The sequence below is a fragment of the Sorangium sp. So ce726 genome, from assembly GCF_051521405.1.
Classification (GTDB): Bacteria; Myxococcota_A; Polyangia; order Polyangiales; family Polyangiaceae; genus Sorangium.
The window spans coordinates 2,417,037-2,436,299 of record NZ_CP150349.1 but is presented as its reverse complement, the minus strand read 5'-3'; the positions used below and the strand labels follow the sequence as shown (position 1 = coordinate 2,436,299).

At 71.9% G+C, this 19,263-nt stretch carries 17 protein-coding genes; 9 read left to right on the top strand and 8 right to left on the bottom strand.

Annotated features, from left to right (window positions below; genetic code table 11):
- Positions 1–66: 66 nt before the first annotated feature.
- The 3 genes from WME79_RS09235 (at position 67) to WME79_RS09225 (ending at position 3,780) form a co-directional block, all read left to right on the top strand.
- Positions 67–1,449, top strand: a complete 1,383-nt coding sequence (locus WME79_RS09235; protein ID WP_437534296.1) for a sigma-54-dependent transcriptional regulator — start codon at positions 67–69, stop codon at positions 1,447–1,449.
- 355 nt (positions 1,450–1,804) lie between these two features.
- Positions 1,805–3,145, top strand: a complete 1,341-nt coding sequence (locus WME79_RS09230) for an AAA family ATPase (protein WP_437534294.1) — start codon at positions 1,805–1,807, stop codon at positions 3,143–3,145.
- A gap of 44 nt (positions 3,146–3,189) precedes the next feature.
- Positions 3,190–3,780 carry a hypothetical protein gene (locus WME79_RS09225; RefSeq protein ID WP_437534292.1) on the top strand — a complete coding sequence of 197 codons (591 nt, stop codon included), beginning with the start codon at positions 3,190–3,192 and terminating at the stop codon, positions 3,778–3,780.
- A 733-nt stretch (positions 3,781–4,513) separates the two neighbouring features.
- On the opposite strand, the gene WME79_RS09220 is transcribed toward WME79_RS09225, so the two are convergent.
- Positions 4,514–7,327 carry a tetratricopeptide repeat protein gene (locus WME79_RS09220; RefSeq protein ID WP_437534290.1) on the bottom strand — a complete coding sequence of 938 codons (2,814 nt, stop codon included), beginning with the start codon at positions 7,325–7,327 and terminating at the stop codon, positions 4,514–4,516.
- Between the two features lie 237 nt (positions 7,328–7,564).
- Between WME79_RS09220 and WME79_RS09215 the strand changes: the two genes are divergently transcribed.
- Positions 7,565–8,380, top strand: a complete 816-nt coding sequence (locus WME79_RS09215; protein ID WP_437534288.1) for an SDR family oxidoreductase — start codon at positions 7,565–7,567, stop codon at positions 8,378–8,380.
- Here WME79_RS09215 and hemH read toward each other — a convergent pair.
- Both hemH and WME79_RS09205 read right to left on the bottom strand, forming a co-directional pair.
- Positions 8,367–9,287, bottom strand: a complete 921-nt coding sequence (gene hemH / locus WME79_RS09210; protein ID WP_437534286.1) for a ferrochelatase — start codon at positions 9,285–9,287, stop codon at positions 8,367–8,369. The two genes, WME79_RS09215 and hemH, sit on opposite strands and share 14 nt — an antisense overlap.
- Before the next feature lie 135 nt (positions 9,288–9,422).
- The gene (locus tag WME79_RS09205) at positions 9,423–9,842 is read right to left on the bottom strand and encodes a hypothetical protein (RefSeq protein WP_437534285.1); all 420 of its coding nucleotides are present in this window, start codon (positions 9,840–9,842) and stop codon (positions 9,423–9,425) included.
- A 239-nt stretch (positions 9,843–10,081) separates the two neighbouring features.
- On the opposite strand from WME79_RS09205, the gene WME79_RS09200 reads away from it, so the two are divergent.
- Positions 10,082–11,254 (top strand): hypothetical protein, encoded by a 1,173-nt coding sequence (locus WME79_RS09200; RefSeq protein WP_437534284.1) that lies wholly within the window; start codon positions 10,082–10,084, stop codon positions 11,252–11,254.
- A 66-nt stretch (positions 11,255–11,320) separates the two neighbouring features.
- Here the strand turns inward: WME79_RS09200 and recO are convergent, their stop codons facing one another.
- The 5 genes from recO to tsaB all read right to left on the bottom strand — a co-directional run bounded on the left by recO (position 11,321) and on the right by tsaB (position 15,381).
- Positions 11,321–12,040 (bottom strand): DNA repair protein RecO, encoded by a 720-nt coding sequence (gene recO, locus WME79_RS09195; protein ID WP_437534282.1) that lies wholly within the window; start codon positions 12,038–12,040, stop codon positions 11,321–11,323.
- A gap of 60 nt (positions 12,041–12,100) precedes the next feature.
- The gene (locus WME79_RS09190; protein WP_437534280.1) at positions 12,101–12,535 is read right to left on the bottom strand and encodes a helix-turn-helix domain-containing protein; all 435 of its coding nucleotides are present in this window, start codon (positions 12,533–12,535) and stop codon (positions 12,101–12,103) included.
- A 108-nt stretch (positions 12,536–12,643) separates the two neighbouring features.
- On the bottom strand, positions 12,644–13,510 hold the full coding sequence (locus tag WME79_RS09185) for a tetratricopeptide repeat protein (RefSeq protein WP_437534279.1): 867 nt from the start codon (positions 13,508–13,510) through the stop codon (positions 12,644–12,646).
- A 216-nt stretch (positions 13,511–13,726) separates the two neighbouring features.
- Positions 13,727–14,563, bottom strand: coding sequence for a Crp/Fnr family transcriptional regulator (locus WME79_RS09180; RefSeq protein WP_437534277.1), 837 nt, complete (start codon positions 14,561–14,563; stop codon positions 13,727–13,729).
- Positions 14,560–15,381, bottom strand: coding sequence for a tRNA (adenosine(37)-N6)-threonylcarbamoyltransferase complex dimerization subunit type 1 TsaB (gene tsaB / locus WME79_RS09175; RefSeq protein WP_437534276.1), 822 nt, complete (start codon positions 15,379–15,381; stop codon positions 14,560–14,562). The genes WME79_RS09180 and tsaB overlap by 4 nt, the downstream gene beginning before the upstream one ends.
- Positions 15,382–15,506: 125 nt before the next feature.
- On the opposite strand from tsaB, the gene WME79_RS09170 reads away from it, so the two are divergent.
- The 4 genes from WME79_RS09170 to WME79_RS09155 all read left to right on the top strand — a co-directional run bounded on the left by WME79_RS09170 (position 15,507) and on the right by WME79_RS09155 (position 19,245).
- A complete protein-coding gene (locus WME79_RS09170) occupies positions 15,507–16,487 on the top strand; it encodes a hypothetical protein (RefSeq protein WP_437534274.1) in 981 nt (326 codons plus the stop codon).
- Between the two features lie 117 nt (positions 16,488–16,604).
- Positions 16,605–18,029: a trypsin-like peptidase domain-containing protein gene (locus WME79_RS09165; RefSeq protein WP_437534272.1), complete on the top strand. Its 1,425-nt coding sequence runs from the start codon at positions 16,605–16,607 to the stop codon at positions 18,027–18,029.
- A gap of 104 nt (positions 18,030–18,133) precedes the next feature.
- Positions 18,134–18,370 carry a DNA gyrase inhibitor YacG gene (locus WME79_RS09160; RefSeq protein WP_437534270.1) on the top strand — a complete coding sequence of 79 codons (237 nt, stop codon included), beginning with the start codon at positions 18,134–18,136 and terminating at the stop codon, positions 18,368–18,370.
- Complete coding sequence (locus WME79_RS09155; protein WP_437534268.1) at positions 18,367–19,245, top strand: hypothetical protein; 879 nt, start codon at positions 18,367–18,369, stop codon at positions 19,243–19,245. Before WME79_RS09160 ends, WME79_RS09155 begins: the two co-directional genes overlap by 4 nt.
- Positions 19,246–19,263: the final 18 nt, after the last annotated feature.

The window sequence follows — 19,263 nt, the reverse complement described above, 5'->3', positions numbered from 1 at the left end:
GCGCTCCAGCGTCGGCGCGCAGCCGGCGGGCATCGGCCGCGGCGGTTCCGCGCTACGTTGGCAAACATGCCGCGCGGACATGTGCTGGTGCTCGACGACGAGCGGGCGATCTTGACGACCCTCCAGAAGGCCCTATCGCTCGAGGGCTACACGGTCGACGTCGCCGGCGGCATCGGGGTGGCAGAGGAGAAGCTCGCAAAGCGGAGCTACGACATCGCGCTCTTCGACGTCTCGCTGCCCGACGGTGACGGCGTGGAGCTGCTCCAGCGGATACGCGTGCTGGGCTCGGAGCTGCCCGTCGTGATGATGAGCGGCCATGCGACGGTCGACGCTGCCGTCCGCGCGACGCGGCTCGGGGCGATCGACTTCCTGGAGAAGCCGCTCTCGACCGATCGGCTGCTGCTCGTGCTGGAGAACACGCTGCGCCTCGTCCGCGCCGAGGCCGAGGCGAAGGCGCTGCGGACGCAGACCGGCCAGGTCGGCGAGCTCATCGGAGAGAGCCGGGCGATGCTCGACCTGCGCGAGCAGATCGCGCGCGCGGCGAAGGCGACCGCGACGGTCTTCGTGACGGGCGAGCGCGGCACTGGCAAGGAGCTCGTCGCGCGCGCGATCCACGGCGCGTCGAAGCGGGCGCGCGGGCCGCTCGAGAAGATGAACTGCGCCGCGGTCCCGAGCGAGCTCATCGAGAGCGAGATGTTCGGGCACGAGGCCGGCGCGTTCACGGGCGCCACGAAGCAGCGGCGAGGCAAGTTCGAGCGCGCGAGCGGCGGGACTCTGTTCCTCGACGAGGTCGGGGACATGCCGCTCGCGATGCAGGCGAAGCTGCTCAGGGTGCTTCAGGAGCGGGAGATCGAGCGCGTGGGCGGGCACGAGACGATCAAGGTCGACGTGCGCGTGGTGGCGGCGACGAACCGCGACATCGAGGCGGCGTGCCGGGAGGGGCAGTTCCGGCCGGATCTCTACGATCGGCTGAACGTGCTGCCGCTGTCGCTACCGCCGCTCCGCGCGCGGCGTGAGGACGTGCCGCTGCTCGCGCGGCATTTCCTCGCGCTCGCGACGCAGGCGAACGATCGGCCCGGGATGGCGTTCACGGACGGCGGGATGAGCATGCTGGTCGCCTACAGCTTCCCGGGGAACGTGCGGGAGCTGCGCAACATCATCGAGCGGCTGGTGATCCTGACGCCGGACGAAATGATCGACGAGGGCGACGTGAAGGTCTGCCTCGGAGGGCAGCAGGCCGCGATGAAGGGCGGGCTCTTCCGGCCGGGGGTGCCGTTCCGGGTGCTCGCGGAGGAGGCCGAGCGGGCGATCCTGGAGGAGGCGCTCGGCCATCACGGAGGGCAGATGGCCGCGACGGCCCGGGGGCTCGGGCTCGAGCGGAGCCACCTGTACAAGAAGTTCAAGGCGCTCGGGCTGCGAGGGGACAAGGGGGAGGCGGAGGACGAGTAGGGCGCCGAGGGGGCGGTCCTTCCGGGGGGCCGCGCCGAGGGGAGGGTCTGCGCGGCGGCCGCGGGTGGGCGCTCGGCCATCCGCCGAGGCGGGAGCGCGGAGCTTGCGCATGAACCACCACCCGGCATGTCTCCCTTCGGGCCTTGCCACCTGGGACGTTTCGTCGCGCGCCACACAAGGCGCGCCTGAGACGTGGAGCCCTCCCGGGACCTTATGGCACCTCGGTCGGTGCTCGCCGCGCCCACCCCCGGCCGCCGCGCAGACCCTCCCCTCGGCGCTACGGGTGTGGACGTCGGGCGAGATGGCGGTGAGACGCTTGGCCGGGGCCACTGGGGGTGTGGTACGCGGAACCAGGATGCTGCGATCGCTGCACTTGGAAGGCGTGGGGCCGGCCGACCAGCTCGACCTGGAGCTCGGCCAGCGGCTCAACGTGCTCACCGGAGACAACGGGCTCGGCAAGAGCTTCGTGCTCGAGGTCGCATGGTGGGCGCTCACCGGAACGTGGACGGATCGGGCCGTGCTGCCGCAGCCGGGTAAGGAAGAGAGCGCGCGCATCTCGGGGGAAGCCGATGCGGGTGCTCGATCGGAGGAGTTCGAAAGCAAGTACGAGCGCGTTGCTCAGCAGTGGCGCGACAGATTTGGGCGCGACATGGGGCGCGGCTGGACCAACACTCCTTCCGGGGTGGTCATCTCTTCGTGGGTGCGCGGCCTTGTCCCGGTGCTCCACATCCGCACGAATGGCGCGTGCTCCGTCTGGGATCCCTGTCGAAATATTCCTTCGATGAGCAGCGCTCTGCATCGGCTCTCGTCGTCGCCTTCGCCTGACCCCCAGCCCTATCTCTTCGAGGAAAGACAACTTTGGGACGGGCTCGTTCACGAGGGCAAACCCGTCTGCAACGGGCTCGTCCAGGACTGGGTGACGTGGCAGCTCGAGGCAGCGGACGGCGACGAGGCCCACCCGTTCCAGCTCCTCTGCCGCGTGCTGCAGCAGCTCTCCCACCCCGAGGAGACGATGCGGCCCGGCAAGCCGGTGCGGCTCTACCTCGACGACGTGCGCAAGTTCCCAACCATCGAGCTGCCCTACGGCACGATTCCCATCGTCCACGCTTCGGCCGGGATGAAGCGGATCCTCGCGCTCTCCTACCTCATTGCGTGGTCCTGGTCGGAGCACGTGCAGGCGTCACGCCTCATCGGCTGGGAGCCCTCGGCTCGCATCGTCGTGCTGATGGAGGAACCCGAGACGCATCTGCACCCGAAGTGGCAACGCCACATCGTCCCCGCGCTCCTCGGCGCCCTGAGCGGGCTCTCTCCCTCGATGCGCCCGCAGGTGCTGCTGACGACGCACTCGCCCCTCGTGCTCGCGTCGATGGAGCCGCATTTCAAGCCGGCCAGGGACAAGCTGTTCGTGTTCGAGCTCGACGGCGCCGACGTTGCCGTCCGCAAGCTCCCCTGGGCGAAGCGCGGCGACGCGATCGGGTGGCTCACGTCCCCGGTGTTCGGCCTGGAGCAGGCGCGCTCGATCGAAGCGGAGCGCGCCATCGAGGCCGCCGAGGCGCTCATGCGCGGCGAGACCGGCGCGCTGCCGGAAGGGCTCAGGAGCGAGGAGGAGATCCATCGGGAGCTCGTGCGCGTCCTGCCGGATCAGGATCGCTTCTGGCCGCGCTGGATCGTGCGCCAGGAGCGAGAGGGCGCATGATCCCGTTCGAGCGCACGCCTGAGCCCGCGGACTTCGATGTGAGAGTGCGACAGCCCGGCCAGCGGTGGCTCGCCGAGGGCGGCGCCAAGAGGATGCCGGACTACTGGCGGCGCGCTGCGCGCGACCTTCAGGCAGCTTTCAAGGACTTGTGCGGCTACACGGCGATGTGGCTCTCGACGCCTGGAACGGTCGACCACTTCGTCTCGTGCGATGAAGATCCCAGCCTCGCCTACGAGTGGACCAACTTTCGGTACGCCGCGGCATGGATCAACAGCAGCAAGAGCGCGCTCCGCTCCGATCAGGTGCTGGATCCATTCGAGGTCGGAGACGGCTGGTTCGAGGTGCTCCTTCCCTCGTGCCAGATGGTGCTGACCGATCGCTGCCCGCCCGAGTTCCGTGATCGCGCGCAGACGATGCTGAAGCGGCTCAAGCTCGGCGATGGCGAGAGCGTCGTCGACGTCCGGCAGCAGTGGTACCGGATGTACTGCGAGGGAAAGCTCAGCCTGGAGGGCCTCGCGCACTGGGCGCCCCTCCTTGCGCGCGCGGTGCGGAAGCAGCGGGAGCAAGCAGCCGCCAAGCCGGTGGCTAGCGACGGGGCCCCGCGCTCTACGCAAGCCGGAACCTCGGGCTCATGACTGCTGCTGCGCCGTAGGGCCGTTTCCGGTTCCTCAGGGGCTCCCAGCTACCTCTCCCGAACCGTTTCCGGTTCCTCGGGGGCTCCCAGCTGCCTCCCCCGAACCGTTTCCGGTTCCTCGGGGGCTCCCAGCTGCCTCCCCCGAACCGCTTCCAGTTCCTCGGGGGCCCCCAGCTGCCTCTCCCGAACCGTTTCCGATTCCTTGGGGGCTCCCAGCTGCCTCCCCCGAACCGTTTCCGGTTCCTCGGGGGCTCCCAGCTGCCTCCCCCGAACCGTTTCTGGTTCCTTGGCGGTTCCCAGCTGCCTCTACCGAACCGTTTCCGGTCTGCCGAGGGCAAACCGTGCTCCTCGAGCGCGAGGCCGGGGGGAGCGTTGTGTTGCGGTGGTCAGCTCTGGCGCATGGCAGCCCGATCCGGCACCACGTGAGCGCCGGAGGGGGTCTCCGCGCGGCAGGGTGCGGGTGGGCGCGGCGAGCACCGACCGAGGTGCCATAAGGTCCCAGCGGGCTCCACGTTTCAGGCGCGCCTTGTGTGGCGCGCGGCGAAACGTCCCAGGTAGCAAGGCCCGAAGGGAGACATGCCGGGTGGTGGTCCATGCGCAAGCTCCGCGCTCCCGCCTCGGCGGATGGCCGAGCGCCCACCCGCGCCCTGCCGCGCGGAGACCCCCTCCGGCGCGTGCAGCCGGGATCTCCGTCCTCTCCTCGCCGCCCTCCCCCTCGCCCCGAGACCTTCGCCTCAATCCGGCATCGCCCGCGGTGCAGGCGGCGACGCGCCCTTCATCGTCTTCTGGTACTCGAGCGCCTGCTTCGCGTAGTCGTCCCGCTTCATCTTCGCGTACGCCTTGGCGAGCTCCCCGTAGATCTCCGCCACATCCCCCGGCTTGGGCCCGGACAGGAGCGCGCTGTTCAGCTCGTAGATTGCCGACACGTGCCGCCCCGTGCGCGCCAGCGCCCGCGCATAGAGCCGGTGGATCTCCGGGTTCGCCACGTCGACGAAGATCGCGCCCTCGCCGACCTTGCGCGCTTCCTCCCACGCGCCGCGCTCCACGAGCAGCCGGAGCAGCCGCCGCCAGACACGGCGATCGTGCTGATCGAGGAGCGCGAGCCGGCGCAGCGCCGAGAGCTCGCCCGCCGCGTCCTTCTGCCGGCGCGCGAGATCGTAGAGCCCCTGGAGCGGCTCGGCCTGCGTGGGATCCTGGCGCGACGCCGCCTCGAGGTTCGCCTTCATCTTCGCCGCGTCCTTCTTCAGCTCGGCGAGATCGGCGAGCTTCATCCGCACGACGTAGCCGTCGTTCCCGTCGGCGACCATCTTGCTCAAGAGCCTCGCCGCCTCGTCGGGCTTCTTCTCGGCGAAGGCCGCCCGCACCTTGAGGTACGTCGCGTCAGGCTGCTTCGGATCGACCCGGAGCGCCTCGGCGAGCACCGCCTCGCCCTCCTGGCGCTGCCCGTCCTCGAACAGCGAGAGCGCGAGCTCGACGAGCCGCTTCGCGTCCTTCGGAGCGCGCGCGGCCGCCTTGCGCGCCTCGTCGAGCGGCGGCGCGTGCAGATCCGGGACGTACTGCTTCTCGTAGCGCTCGAGGCGGGGCTTCAGCCACGCGCGGAAGCGCCGATCGAGCTCCTCCGCGCTGATCCCGAGCGACTCCTTCACCACCTCCTGCGTCCGCTTGCCCGCGGCCCACCGGGGCAGCATCGAGACCACCTTCGGGAAGCCGAACTCGCCCGCCATGAAGACCACGATCTGGCTCGCCGCGAAGTAGGCCATCGTCACGTCCTCGATGTCGTCGACGTGCGTGAACGCCCGGTTGAACCCTTCGACCGCCGGGATCCTCCCGCCTTTCAGGGCGGCGAACAGCGCCGGATCTTCCTCGCGGTGCCACTCGGGCCGCCGCACGATCGTCTCGTACTCGCTGAGCCCCTCGGTGAACCAGCGCGGGACGTGGTTCTTCGAGAGCTGGATCGCGAAGACGTGCCCGAGCTCGTGCCACAGCACGTTCCCCCAGTTGAACTCCCCCGCCGCCGGGCTCAACGCCGCGAGCGTCTGGCCGAAGCAGACGCCCTGGATGCCCACGTTGGGCAGGCCGCTCGTCCTGACGCTGAAGTTCTCCGTCGACGCGTAGAGCTCGATCGAGACCGGGACCTTCGGCGTGAAGCCGTACCGCTTCACCATCGAACCCCAGGCCTCCTCGAGCATCCGCGGCACGTACCGCTCGAGGATCGCCCGCTCCTGCTTGTGGTAGCGGACGCGGAACGTCTGCCCCTCCACGGTCACGTACTGCGTCGCGATGTCCTTCTCGTAGAGGTTCAGCGTGTTGAAGACCCGCACGTTGAAGCGGTCCTTGTCCCACGCCTTCTGGAGCGAGAGCACGCCGCTCTTCTCGTCGCCGGAGCGGATCAGGTTCAGGCCGAGCGTGGCGTGCGCCTTCGCGTCGTTCGGATCGACCTGCGTCGCCTCCCCCATCATCTTGACGATGTCGTCGTAGCGGTGCTCCCACTCCGCGAACTCGCCGACGATCTGGAAGAACCGCGAGAACTCCGGGTTCAGGCCGAGCACCTTCGCCTTGATGGCCTCGAAGCCGGCCGCGTCGTCGGCGAGGAAGCGGCCCGCCGCCTTGATCGAGAGCAGCGCGAGGTCGTTCGGGTTCACCTTGAGCCCGCGGTCGGCCGCAGCGTCCGCGGCGTCGATGTCCATGTCGCGGAGCGCGAGCCCGGCGCGGACGAAATAGGCCTCGGCGAGGTTCGGATTCACGGAGAGCGCCTGCGCGACCTCGCTGTCGGCGCCGCCGAAATCCATCGCGTTCTCGAGCTTGATGCGCGCCATGGCGACGCGGCATAGCGGATCCTTCGGGGCGAGCTTGAGCGCCTCCTTCACGACCTGCCCGGCGTGGCCGGGGTCGTATTTGTCGAGGAACAGCTCGGCCCGCCAGAGCAACGTCTCGATCCGCTGCTTGCCGCCGACCTTCTCGGCCGCGTTGAACGCGTCGTTCGCGTCGCGCGCGCTCCGGAGCAGGTGCGCCGCGCGCCCGACCAGCGACAGCCCCTCCACGTCGCTCGCGGTGATCTTGTCGTCGTTGTAGTCGTCGATGATCGTCATCAGCGGCGCGCGCGCCTCGCCCCGCTTGCCCGACTCGATCAGGAGCTCGCCGAGCACGAGCCGCGCGCGGCGGGCCTCGTCCTCCCGCTCCACCTCGCGCACCGCCGCGATCGCCTCGGCCATCTTCCCGCGGCGCGCGAGCGCCTCGGCCCGGAGCGGCGCGGCGGCGATCCGCGCCTCCTTGCCGAGCGCGGCGGCCGCCTTCGCCGTCTTCGCCGCGTCGTCGTAGCGGCCCGTGAGCAGCTCGATCCGCGCCTTTGCGAGCAGCGCCGCGGCGCGCTCCTTCCCGCCCTGGAGGCTGAGGATGATCTTCTCGGCCTCCGCGTAGTCGCCCTGCGCGAGGAGCGCCTCCGCGCGCGAAAGCGAGGAGGGCGGCTCGCCGGAGGCGGGAGCGGGGGCCGCGCAGGCGGCGGCGACGAGGAGAGCGGCAAGAGAGCGGCGGATCGAGTGGCTTCGCATGTCACCCCGTGCGCAACCGTGCGCGACCGTTCGTCATCGTGCACAACCGCACGCAAACGAACGCAAACGAACGCAAACGAACGCAAACCTACGCTGAGACGCGGCGCCCGGTCGAGCCGGGTCAGGCCATCGTAACCGACGCCACCGGCGCGACCGAACGGCGAAAGGCCGAGCATGAGCGAGCGCGCGAGGGCGCGCCAGGGCGCGCGCTCCCGCGATCGTGGTATGCGGGCGTCCATGGGAAGCAAGCTCGCCGGTCGGGTCGTTCTCATCACGGGCGCGTCGTCGGGGATCGGCGAGGCCCTCGCCCGGGAGGTCGCCCGGCGCGACGGCCGGGTCGTCCTCGCGGCGCGACGGGCCGAGCGGATCGAGGCGCTCGCGACGGAGATCCGGCGATCCGGCGGCGAGGCGCTCGCGACCCCGTGCGACGTCACGCGCGACGGCGACGTGGAGCGCGCCGTCGCGCAGGCGAGCGAGGCGTTCGGGGGGCTCGACATCGCCATCGCGAACGCCGGGTTCAGCGTGGCTGGGCGCGTCGAGGATCTCGCGCTCGACGATTTCCGCCGGCAGCTCGAGACCAACGTCTTCGGCGCGCTGCGCACCGTGAAGGCTGCGCTGCCGGAGCTCAAGCGATCGCGCGGCGGCGTCGCGCTCGTCGGCAGCGTGAGCGGCTACCTCGCGGTCCCCGCGATGGGCGCCTACACCATGAGCAAGTTCGCGGTGCGCGCCCTCGCCGAGACGCTGCGCGCGGAGCTCCACGCCGAGGGCGTCGCGGTCACGCACGTCGCGCCGGGGTACGTGGCGAGCGAGATCCGCCAGATCGACAACGCGGGCAACCTGCACGAGGGCGTCCCGGATCCCGTGCCGCGCTGGCTCGTCATGCCGGCGCAGACGGCGGCGCGACAGATCATGGACGGCATTGTCGCGCGGCGCGCCGAGGTGATCGTCACCGCCCACGGGAAGCTCGGGGTATCGCTCTCGCGGCACGCCCCGGGGCTCCTCCGCGCGACCGTGTCGAGGCTCCCGCGCAAGCGCCGCGTCAGCGAGCGCTGAGCCGGCGCGGCGCGGCCTGCGCGAGCTCGCGCCGGACGAGCGCCTCCAGGGCGTCGATGAAGCGCGGCCGTGTGTTCACGGCCGGCGCCCGGGAGAGCCGCGCGAGGCCCGCCTCACGGGCGAAGACCTGCGCCTCCACGTCGAGATCGTAGAGGGTCTCGACGTGATCCGCGACGAAGCCGATCGGCGCGATCAGCGCCTCTTGCACGCCGCGCGCGGCGAGGCCGTCGAACGTCGACCGCAGATCCGGACCGAGCCAGGCGTCGCCGGTCATGCCCTGGCTCTGGAAGGCGACGAGCACCGGGTTCCCGCGGGAGGCGATGCGGCGCTCCACCTCGGCGGCCATCGCGCGGAACTGGCGCTCGTACGGATCTCCGGCGGCGATGATCCGCTGCGGGAGGCTGTGGGCCGAGAGGATCACCGCCGCCTGCGCCCGGCTCTCCTCGGGGACGCGCGCGAGCGCCTCGTCGATCACCTCGACGAAGGCGTCGATCAGCGCCGGCTCGAGCCCCCACGCGGGCACGCACCGGACCTCCATGCCGTCGAGCTCGGCAGCCGCGTCGCGAACGACGGCGTGGTAGACGTCGACGGACTGCGGCGCGAGCGGCAGCGAGACGACGAGCCTCACGCCGCTGCGGTGGAGCGCGCCGAGCACCTCGGCCGGATACGGGTGCCAGAGGCGCCCGGCGATGGCGACCGGGAGACCGAGCCTCGCGGCGAGCGCGTCCGCCTGGGCCTGCGTGATGCGCATGAGCGGCGAGCCGCCGATCGCCTCGAAGCGGCGACGCACCTCGTCGATCACCTCTGGCGGGGCCGGCCTGCCGCGGCGGATGTTGGTGAGGAATGCGGGCAGATCGTCGAGCCGCTCGACGGTGCCGTGGCAGCTGAGGAGGACGGCGGTGGTCACGGCGCCACTCTACATCGCCGCCGCACAAGCAGCGCAGCCCTCGCCGGCGCGCAAGCACCGCAGCCCTCGCCGGCGCGCAAGCACCGCAGCCCTCGCCGGCGCGTGGGAGGGGCGCCGCCGCTCGCTGGCGCTGGCTCAGTCCGCGTCCCAGGCGACGACGATGCGATCGTGGCCGATGAGGCCGTTCTTCTTGCGGGCCAGGTGCTGCGCGACGACCCGATCGCCGGCCGCGTAGATGCGCACCTCCATGTATGCCAGCCCCTCGTCGGTCTCGATTCCGTCCAGTATCTCCGTCGAGTCGAGCTGGCGCGCCCAGCCCGAGATCGGATCGTGGAAGAGCTCGCTCTTGAGCCGCTCCAGGATCGCGTGCCTCCCGCTGGTGACGCTGGGGTGGGCCGGCGGATCGCGGCTGCTCACCTCCTCGATCACGGCGTCTTCCGCGTAGATCCGGGAGAGGGCCTCGATGTCCTTGCCCCTCAGGGCACGGGTGATCTCTGCGAGCAGTCCACCGTTCACCCGCTGGGCCGAGGGCCGCGTCCGCGCCGAGCCTTCCATGCACGCTTGCATGGGACGCAGCGGCGCAGGCGTCGAGCCCGTGCCAGGACCGCGCCGCAACGGTAACGGTCATGAAGCGCGGCATCCGCAACGACATCGGGCCGCGACGCGGCCGTGACGGATGTGACAGACGCGCGCTGAGCTCGGTGGGCGGCCCTCCTCCACACGGCCACCAGCCGAGATCGCGCGGCTGGCGGCGAGTTGCAGCGCCCGGACGGACGTGATGGATAAGGAAGGTTATGACGCAGCGCCGCACGGTCGTGCTCGCCGATCTCCATCTCGTGCGCCAGACGCCACGCGATGTGACCGCCGATCTTGCCCGGTTCGTGGAGGCCCACCGGGGGGCACGCATCGTGGTCGCCGGCGATCTGTTCGATCTCTCCTCCGAGTCGCCCTGGATGCCCCGGCCGCGTGCGCTGCGCGAGGCGCTGCTCGCGCATCCGACCGCGCGGGCGGCGCTTGCCGAGCACCTCGACCGGGGCGGCGAGCTCTGGCTGGCGGGTGGCAATCATGACGCCGAGGTCGGGGCGCCCGACTTCCCCGTGGCGCTGGCGGAGGCGCTCGAGGTGATCGGCGAGGCCCGGTCGCGGATCCGGACGACGCCCTGGTTCTTCCGCGAGGGTGCGATCCACCTCGAGCACGGCCACCTGTACGATCCAGACAACGCCCCGGCTCACCCGCTCGTGGTCGGCGAGCGCAGCCTCGGCGTTCACTTCGTCGAGGAGTTCATCGCGCCGACCGGCGCGCACCGTTATCTGCAGGCGAACGATCAGACGCCGCTCAGCTTGTTCCTCTCGGCGTTCACCTGGTACGGCCCTCGCGCGCCCTACGTCATCTACCGCTACTTCCACGCGGCGATCGGCGCGATGTTGAAGAGCGGCCCGCTCTACCGCGCGGGAGGCGAGTCCACGGTAGGCGCCGCGGCGATGGAGCGCTTCGCGCACGAGCTCGGGGTCTCACGCGCGATGGCAGACGACCTTGTCGGGCTCGGGGCCACGCCGACCCTGGAGAGCGCGGCGCGCACGTTCACGCGGCTGTACTTCGATCGCGTGATCGCGACGTTGTCGATGGGCGCCGGCATCGCGGCGCTCGGGCTCGGCGCGCGGGGGACCGGCGCCGCGGCGCTCGGGCTCGGCGCGCTGCTGATGGGCGCGAGCTGGGCGAGCGGACACAACCGCTACGCCGGCACGGTCGCCGAGCGGCTGGCCGAGGGCGCTAGCCGCGTCGCGAGGACGACAGGCGCGAAGCTTGTCGTCTTCGGCCACACGCACCGCGAGGCGCTCGGCGACGGCTACGCGAACACCGGGAGCTTCTCGTTCCCTCGCGCCGCGCCCGGCCGGCCCTACGTGGAGATCGAGGGATCGTCCGAAGCACCGCGCGCGGTGACCCGCTTCTGGAGAGCCGTGGCGTAACTCTCCGAATGGCTAGAAGCGCCGCCGAGCGGCGACCACCCGCACAGGAGACGGGCGGCCGTCGCTCTAGCCCCCGCTCGCGTGCGCCGTGAGCGCACCTTCCACCAGGTCGAGCGCGAGCGGGACGTCATCTTCCGGGATCGGCGCGCCGCCGAGCATCGCTGCCAGCAGCCGCTCCCTCGGCTCCGGCCGCAACACGACAGGGCCGCCGCCGCAGGCCCGGCAGACGAGACCGCCGCGCGCGGGGTCGGCGCAGGCCGACTGCGTCGTGTCGCAGGCGCGCCCGCAGCGGACACACTGCGTGAGCTCGAGGCCCCAGCCGAAAGCGACGAGCAGGCGCAGGCCGGTCTCGGCGAGCAGCGCCTGGGGAGGGGCTGCGGTGACCTCGTCGAGACGGTCGAGCAGCTGGTTCAGCTCGCGCCACGCCGCCGGCTCGGCGGTGTGCGCCGGCGCGATCTCGCGCACCCAGCGCAGCGCGCGCCCGGCCACCTCGAGGCGCCCGAGATCCCCCGCGAGGCGCAGGCGCGGGCGCTCGATCGCCGCTTCCGTGAGCTGGGCGAGCTCCGCGCCCGGACGGATCTCCAGGGTCACGCGGAGCAGGTGCATCGGCTCGAGCGCCGGGAAGCGCTTGGCCGAGCGGCGCGCGCCGCGCGCCGTGGCGGAGATGAGCCCACCCTGCTCGGTGAAGAGGCCGACCAGCAGGTCGGCTTCACCGAAAGGAACACGCCGGACCAGAAGCGCCCCGGTCCGGAGGCGCTCCGTCCGCGGGCGAACCGATCGAGGCATGGCAGGTACCGGCGGGTTATGGCGCGAACCGCGCGCGAGCGCTCGGCGAAAATTTGGCCCTCAGGCCGAGAGGGAGGTAATCGCCCTCGCGAGGGTGCCCTCCGACAGCTCCGGCGGCATGTCGTGGCCGCGGGGCCTGAGCACGATGCTGAGCGCCAGCGTGAAGAGGATGAGAAGCAACACGAACGCGATCGCGACCCCGAAGCGCCTGCTCTGGGTGCGGCGCGCTGGTGCCGCGATAGGCAGCGGTGTCACCAGCGCGATCCGGCGGCTCGCCGTGTATCGGGCCAGCACCTCCTCCATCGGGAGCGAGACCGCGCGAGCGTACGCCTTCAAGAACCCGCGAACGAACACCTCGCCTGGCAGGTCGTCGAAATGATCAGCCTCGATTCGCTCGATGGAGATCACCGGGATGCGCGTGGCGCGGGCGACTTCCTCCACGCTCATGGCTCGGGCCTCACGCGTGCGTCTCAGGTAGCGTCCGATCGACTCCATCCCATTCCACCCATCGTCATTCGGTCGTCACTCTACTCACCCTGAGAACCGTTGCTCAACCCCCTAGCGCACCCCGCGGTATTTCTCGGAAAGCGGCGCGCCGAGGCCCTATTGCAACGTCTGTAACTGTGCAGCGCAGCGCTGCCCTACCGCCGTCGTCGCGTCGATCTCCCGGCACCGCTCGAGATCGGCGCGCGCGTCGTCCACGAGCCCCCTCTTCTCGGCGATGCGGGCGCGCGCGTCGAACGCGTCCTGCAGCCGCGTGCACTCCGGCTGGTCGGTCTCGACCGCCCTCGTCAGCGCCTCGCGCGCCAGATCGAGCTCGCCCCGCTTCTCATAGGCCAGGCCAAGCCGGTACTGCCCCACGCAAAAGAGCGGCTGCGCAGCGACCGCGCGGCGTAGCGCGTCGATCGCCTCGTCGTTCCTGCCCTTGAGCAGGTACGCCCAGCCCAGGTTGCCCCACGACTTCTCCGGCGAGGCGTACAGGATGTCCTCGGTCAGCGGCTTGAGCACCGCGATCGCCTCGTCGTAGCGCCGCTGATGCACGAGGATGACGCCCAGCGCGTTCTTCGCGTCCCGCATCTCCGGGTTCGCCTCGAGGGCCCGCCGCGCCATCTTCTCGGCGCTGTCGAAGCGGCAGTCGCTGGAGTGAGCATCACCCGCGCAGAAGCCGAGCAGGATCAACGCGCCGAGATAGGACGCCTCGGCGTTGTCCTCGTCGTGCGAGAGCGCCTGCTCGACGTGCGCCAGCGCCTCCCGCAGGCGGCCGCGCTGGAACGAGTCGCGCGCGAGATCATACTCCGCGAGCGACCGCGCGTCGCTGGTCTGCGCCGAGGGCTGCGCGCCGCCGCACGACGCGAGCGCGAGCGGCGCAAACGACGTGAACGACAACAGCGACCCCATCGACACGACAGCAGCCGCGCCGCGGATGCACCCCGCGCGGGTCGCTGCTGTCCTGTGTCGCTGCGAGGTCATGTGCGATCTTGAATCCGCTGCCGAACGATGCCGCGGCGCGGCACATTGTCAGGACGGGACTTCGCCCGCCCTGCGGGGACCCCTGAGTAAACCAGGCCGCTTGTCACGTCAACCTGCGAATCTCCCTGGAAGACGCAGCGCGTTCTCAGGATCCCGATTCGGCTTCCAGCAGTTGTCAGGTCAGCGTAGGATGGCGGTGCAGGCGGTTCTTGCTCGTCACTGTTCGCCACGGATCTCGTCCTTGAGACCCAGCAGGCCGAACAACCTCCGCAGCGCTTCGATATCGGGGATCTCGAGGCGCTCGTCAGCGACGCGCAAATACTGGCCCTCCCGGAGCTGCTGGACGGCGCGCTTCACCGTGTCGACGTCGAGGCCGACGCGGGTGGACAGCTCCATCGGCGAGATCGCGAACGATGCGCCGCCGGCGGTGGCGCGCGACTGCTGCGCGAGCTTGAGGAGCGCGTTCACGACCTTCGACTGCGTGTCGTTGAGCATCATGATCTCGATCTGATCCTCCGCGTCACGGAGCCGACCGACGAGCTGCTTGATGATGCGCATCGCGACGGCCGGGTTGCGCTCGACGAGGTTCTGCAGCGTGCCGTGATCGAGCGCGAGCGCGACCCCGCGGGACAGCGCGATCGCCGTCGACGAGCGCGCCGCGCCGCCGAGGAGCGCGGATTCGCCGAACAGATCGCCGGGCTTCAGGACCATCAGGCTGCGCTCGGCGCCGCGGACCTTCTTGATGAGCCGGACCCGCCCTTCCTCGAGGAGGTACGCCTCGGTCCCGGGCTCGCCCTCGCGGAAGATGACGTCGCCGGCCTCGAACGGGCGGCCGAACCGGGCGCGGAGCCGCTCGGGATCAGGCCCCGGCTCGGCCGGCTCCACGCGGGCGGAGAGCGCGGCGGGCTCGTCGCGCGACGCGGCGGGGACGGAGGGAGAACGAGCAGGCTCCGCTGCCCCGGCGGGCGGCGGAGCGCGCTCCGCGTCGCTGGGGCTCGAGGCCTCGCGCTCCGCGTCGGGTGCGACGCCGTCCCCTTCAGGCGAGCTGATCATCGGGGCGGAGTGTATCCCAGCTCGGCCGGCTTCGCGTCCGGCGCGCGCACATAGAGCGGCTCCAGGAGCGCCGGATCGTGCGGGGCCGCCGCTGGCCCGCGCTCGCCGCCCGCGGCGGCCGCCCGGAGCCGGTCGATCGCGAGGCGTCCGACCCATGTTGCGTCGGGGAAATCCAGGGCATCGCCCCGCGCGGCGAGCGGCCGGAGCGCCTCGATCTCCTCGGCGACGGCGCCGACGACGACGATGCGGCGCCCCGCGGCGAGCTCGGCCACGACATCGAACGCCGCGTCGCGCGGCAGGTGGCGCGGCGGGAGCGAAGGCGCCGCCGCGGGCCCGTCGAAGGCGGCCAGGAAGACCTCACCCTTCTTGGCGTCGATCAGCGGGACCAGGAGATCGCCGGGGGTCGCCGCGCCAGCAGCGAAGGCGGCGGCGGCCATCGCCTCGAGCGAGGTGACGCCGGCGACCGGGACGTCCAGCGCCAGCGCGACGCCCTTGGCCGCCGCGACCGCCACCCGGACCCCGGTGAACGAGCCGGGCCCCACGTCGCAGCCGAGCGCCTGCACCGCCGCGGCCGGTATGCCCGCCGCAGCGAGCACCTCGTCGACGGCTCCGAAGATGCGCTCTGCGTGCCCGTGCACGTCGGCGTAGGTCGTCGCCGCGAGCAGCCGCGCGCCGGCCGCCGGCGCCGCGGCGAGGCCGGCGGTGGAGAGGGCGCGGCCCCGCGGCGCCGCCGCCTCGGCGTGCAGGTCCACGTCCGCTGCGTCGAAGAGGGCGGCGCTGCCGCGCGGGGTCGAGGTCGAGAGGGCGAGGAGCTTCAAGGCGCGCTCGGGAACGTTGCAGCCGCGATGCTGTCTGGCAGAACCTCGGGCCAAGGGCAACGAGCTTCAGCGAGGCGCTGGGGCGGCTGCCCGTCCGACTGGGCCGAAGGGCGGGGTGCGAGCCGATGCGCGATCAACGAGCGATGCTGCCGGCGCTCCTCGTATCGGCGCTCGTCCATCTGGGCGCGTGGAGCTCGGCGCGGCTGTCGCCGGAGGTGCCCGCCTGCGATCCCGCCGAGCCAGCGGCAGAGCGCGAGCCGATCGATCTCTGGACCGGGCTCACGGCCGCGCTGCCGGGCAGCGGTGGCGCGACGCGCCCGAGCGACGCTCGCGGCGAGCGCGATGAGGCCGGCGAGCGCGGCGAGCTTACGAGCATGCCAACGGCGCGCGCTCCGGCCGATGCCAGCCGGCCCACGGCACCTGCAGAGCGCCAAGCAGAGGCCGGCGGCGAGCCGGCGCCGCCCGTGACGGCCGCGCCGCGCGGCCATGCAGCACCTCGGCCGAATGCGACGCCCCGGCCCGCAGAGCGACTCCGGGAGCCCGCGGCGAACAGCGAAGCCGGCGCACCGGCGCGCTCCGCCGCCGCGCGGACGAGCGCTGGCGCCGGAGAGGACGGCGAGGGCGACTTCGGGGCGGTCGGCGTCAGCGCGGTGCGCAACCTCGGGCGCGCCTTCACGAGGGCCATTCCGCCCGCGTGCCAGGCGGATCCGATCTGGGCGACGCTCCCGCCCGGAAGCGCGGGGAAGGCGCGCTTCGTGATCGACATCGACGACGCCGGGCACATCGCGACGTGGCGTCCGGAGCCGGGAGGGGAAGAGCCCGCGCGACACCTGAGCAACCTGGCGAAGCGGACGATCGCGCTGCTCGGCGCCGGGACGTTCGCGGTGGCGCGGGGCGCCGTGACGGCGGGGAAGCAGACGCTGGAGGTGAGCGCCGTCGTCCGCGTCGGCGAAGGCGCGGGAGAGACAGGCGCTCCTGCCGATCTGGCGTGGCGCTTCGAAGGGGGGCGCGGCAAGGCGTCGTTCGTCCAGCCCGGTGGCCGCCTGGTGGAGGTCGTCGTCCAGGTGGTGCGCACCGAGGTCGCCCGAGGCGCGCCGCCCGGCTGAGCGGCCAGCGCATCGCCTCGTCCGGCCGACGGCGCCGCTCGGCTGCGACGCGGGGCGCTTTCCAGCGCGCGGTCCTCGCGCGCTTGCGGTCTCGCCTCGAGGCTCTACGTCCGGCGCGTGGGACGGCTCCGCGCTGCCGCATGGGCGTGTGTCGGGTTCCTCGGGACCGCTCCGCTCGCTGCCTGCGACGACCGAGCAGCCGCGCTCTCGCCCCCTCCATCGCCCCGCGGCGCGGCGAGCGCGCCGTGCTCGGTCCTGCGCGCGGAATCGCCGCCCGAGCCGCCGGCGGCCCGCGGCACGATGACCCTGCCTGCGCTGGTCGAGCAGGTGCGGCCGGTGGTGGTGACCATCACCACCCTGCGCGCGCCCTCGTTTCCAGACGGACGCGCGAGCCCGGCGCTCCCGTTCGAGGGCCGTGTGCAGCGGGTGGAGCGGGCGATCGGATCCGGGTTCGTGATCGCCGAAGAAGGGCTCGTGCTGACGAGCGATCACGTGATCGGCGACGCGTTCGGCATCGAGGTGCAGCTCTCGGACGAGCGCGCCTTCGAGGCGACCGTGATCGGGCGGGATCCGACGCTCGACGTGGCGCTGTTGAAGCTGCTCGGAGCGGGGTCGCTGAGGGTCGCCGCCCTCGGATCGAGCGCGCCGGTCCGGCCTGGCGACGGCGTCATCGTGATCGGGAGCCCGTTCGGGCTCGGACCGACGGTGACCCGGGGCATCATCAGCGCGACGTCGAGGCCCATGGGCACGGGGAGCCTCGACGGCTTCCTCCAGACCGACGCCGCCATCAACCCGGGAAACAGCGGCGGGCCGCTCTTCGACGCGACGGGGCAAGTGATCGGCATCGCGACGGCGATCCACGCCGATGGCCGCGGCATCAGCTTCGCCCTGCCGATCGACGAGGTCCTCGAGATCCTGCCCGAGCTGCGGGAGACGGGCCGCGTGGACCGGGGGCGCATCGGGATCAGCTTCCAGGAGGTGACCTCGCAGCTCGCGCGGGTGCTCCGGCTGCCAGGGCGGATGGGCGCGCTGATCACGGAGGTCGAGCCGGAGGGCCCCGGATCGCGGCTGGGCTTCAGGCCGGGCGACGTGATCACGTCGGTCGAGGGGCACCGCGTCGAGCACGCGCGCGAGCTCGCGCGCATGCTCCGGCGAGCCAAGCCGGGAGACGAGGTGGAGCTCATCTACAAGCGCGACGGCGCGGACCGGCGCGCGAGGATGAGGCTCGATCCGTCGGCCCCCAGCGAGCCGTCGTCGAGCTGGCGCGCGCCGGACGAGCGCGCGCCGAGAGAGGCCCAACAGCCGCCGTTCGGCGTCCTGGCGAGCGACGCCTTCGAAGGAGCGCGCATCGAGTCGATCGCGCCTCGGAGCCCTGCGGCTGGCCGCCTCGAGGTGGGCGACGTGGTGCTCGACCTGAACGGCGCGCCGGTGCGGGGCGGCGCCGACCTGACCGCGCGCCTGGGCGCGGCGGCACACCAGGATCTCCTGTTGCGGGTACGGCGCCACGGCGCGCCCCGCTACCTCGCGGTCCCGGCGCGCTGAGCGGGCGTCGCTCCAGCGAGCTCGGTCCAGCGCGCCGAGCGCGGGCCCGCTGCTCACCGAGCGCGGGCTACATGCCCGCAATGGACGCTGCTACGTTACGCCGCATGGGAGCTTTGGCAGGCGCGAGGTGCCCGATTTGCCGCAAGTCGGCGGGGCCCAGGCCCGAGAACCCGGTCTTTCCGTTCTGCTCGCCCCAGTGCAAGCTGGTGGACCTCGGCCGCTGGCTCGACGGTGGCTACCGGGTGCCTGGCCCGTCCGTTTCATCCACAGATGCCGAGACCCTGGAATCGAAGGGACGAACCGACGGGCTCGACGGGAACATCCAGGAAGAGGACGAATGATCGCTCGTCGCACGCTTTGCTTGCTCACCGTTCTCACGTCGGCCTGCATGACGTCCGCGGCCCTGGCACAGCAGGGGCAGCCGCTCCCGGGGACCTCGCCGAGCGTCGGCGCCAGCGCTGCCTCGCCCACCGGCGCCGCGGCCGCGCAGCCGAACCCGTACGATCCATCGATGCAGGCTGGAGGCCTGGCGCCGCCCCCTCCGATGACCACGCCCGAGCCGGAGCCCGCCGCCCCCGACGGCACAGCGCAGCGCCTCGACGAGGCCAGGGAGCGGGACTCGGGGCGCGGCCTCGAGATCGTCTGGCTGAACGTCGAGGGAGGCTACGAGAACGTCGGTCTCCAGACGTTCAACATCGACGAGGACGACTTCACGGCCGGGTTCGTTTCCAGCGCGGCGAACGGGGGCGTCATCGGCGCGGGGGTCGGCGTCCGGCTCCTGTACTTCACGCTGGGCGCCCGCGGACGGGTCGGGTTCTTCAGCGACTGGCAGCTCTTCACCCTGGGTGGCGAGGTCGGCATGCACCTGCCGCTCGGGAGGCTCGATCCGCACGTCGATCTGGGCTTCGGCTACGCCGGCCTCGGCAGCGTCAAGAGCGCGGTGAGCGGCGCGGCCGACGCCATCGCGATCCGCGGCTTCTACGGCAGGGTCTCCGGTGGGCTCGACCTCTACCTGTCGCCGGTCTTCTCGATCGGCGCGAACGCGAGCTGGGAGCTCCTGGCGCTGACCAGGCCGGGGCTCTCCTCGGCCGCGATCGAAGGGATCAAAAACGGAGCCGCCGCACCTCAGCAAGCGAAGGCCGATCTGCTCGCGGCCGACGGCTCCAGCGTGGGCTCGGCCCTCGCCCTGACCGCGGTCGCCGGGCTCCACTTCTAGCCGCAACGAAGCCAGCTC

What these genes read in the sequence shown, in the direction of transcription:
- WME79_RS09155 (WP_437534268.1), top strand. Translation starts at nt 18,367, where the DNA reads ATGATCGCTCGTCGCACGCTTTGCTTGCTCACCGTTCTCACGTCGGCC.
- WME79_RS09160 (WP_437534270.1), top strand. Translation starts at nt 18,134, where the DNA reads ATGGGAGCTTTGGCAGGCGCGAGGTGCCCGATTTGCCGCAAGTCGGCG.
- WME79_RS09190 (WP_437534280.1), bottom strand. Translation starts at nt 12,535, where the DNA reads ATGGAGTCGATCGGACGCTACCTGAGACGCACGCGTGAGGCCCGAGCC.
- recO (WP_437534282.1), bottom strand. Translation starts at nt 12,040, where the DNA reads ATGCCTCGATCGGTTCGCCCGCGGACGGAGCGCCTCCGGACCGGGGCG.
- WME79_RS09180 (WP_437534277.1), bottom strand. Translation starts at nt 14,563, where the DNA reads ATGATCAGCTCGCCTGAAGGGGACGGCGTCGCACCCGACGCGGAGCGC.
- WME79_RS09215 (WP_437534288.1), top strand. Translation starts at nt 7,565, where the DNA reads ATGGGAAGCAAGCTCGCCGGTCGGGTCGTTCTCATCACGGGCGCGTCG.
- WME79_RS09230 (WP_437534294.1), top strand. Translation starts at nt 1,805, where the DNA reads ATGCTGCGATCGCTGCACTTGGAAGGCGTGGGGCCGGCCGACCAGCTC.
- WME79_RS09235 (WP_437534296.1), top strand. Translation starts at nt 67, where the DNA reads ATGCCGCGCGGACATGTGCTGGTGCTCGACGACGAGCGGGCGATCTTG.
- WME79_RS09170 (WP_437534274.1), top strand. Translation starts at nt 15,507, where the DNA reads ATGCGCGATCAACGAGCGATGCTGCCGGCGCTCCTCGTATCGGCGCTC.
- WME79_RS09185 (WP_437534279.1), bottom strand. Translation starts at nt 13,510, where the DNA reads ATGACCTCGCAGCGACACAGGACAGCAGCGACCCGCGCGGGGTGCATC.
- WME79_RS09200 (WP_437534284.1), top strand. Translation starts at nt 10,082, where the DNA reads ATGACGCAGCGCCGCACGGTCGTGCTCGCCGATCTCCATCTCGTGCGC.
- WME79_RS09205 (WP_437534285.1), bottom strand. Translation starts at nt 9,842, where the DNA reads ATGGAAGGCTCGGCGCGGACGCGGCCCTCGGCCCAGCGGGTGAACGGT.
- WME79_RS09220 (WP_437534290.1), bottom strand. Translation starts at nt 7,327, where the DNA reads ATGCGAAGCCACTCGATCCGCCGCTCTCTTGCCGCTCTCCTCGTCGCC.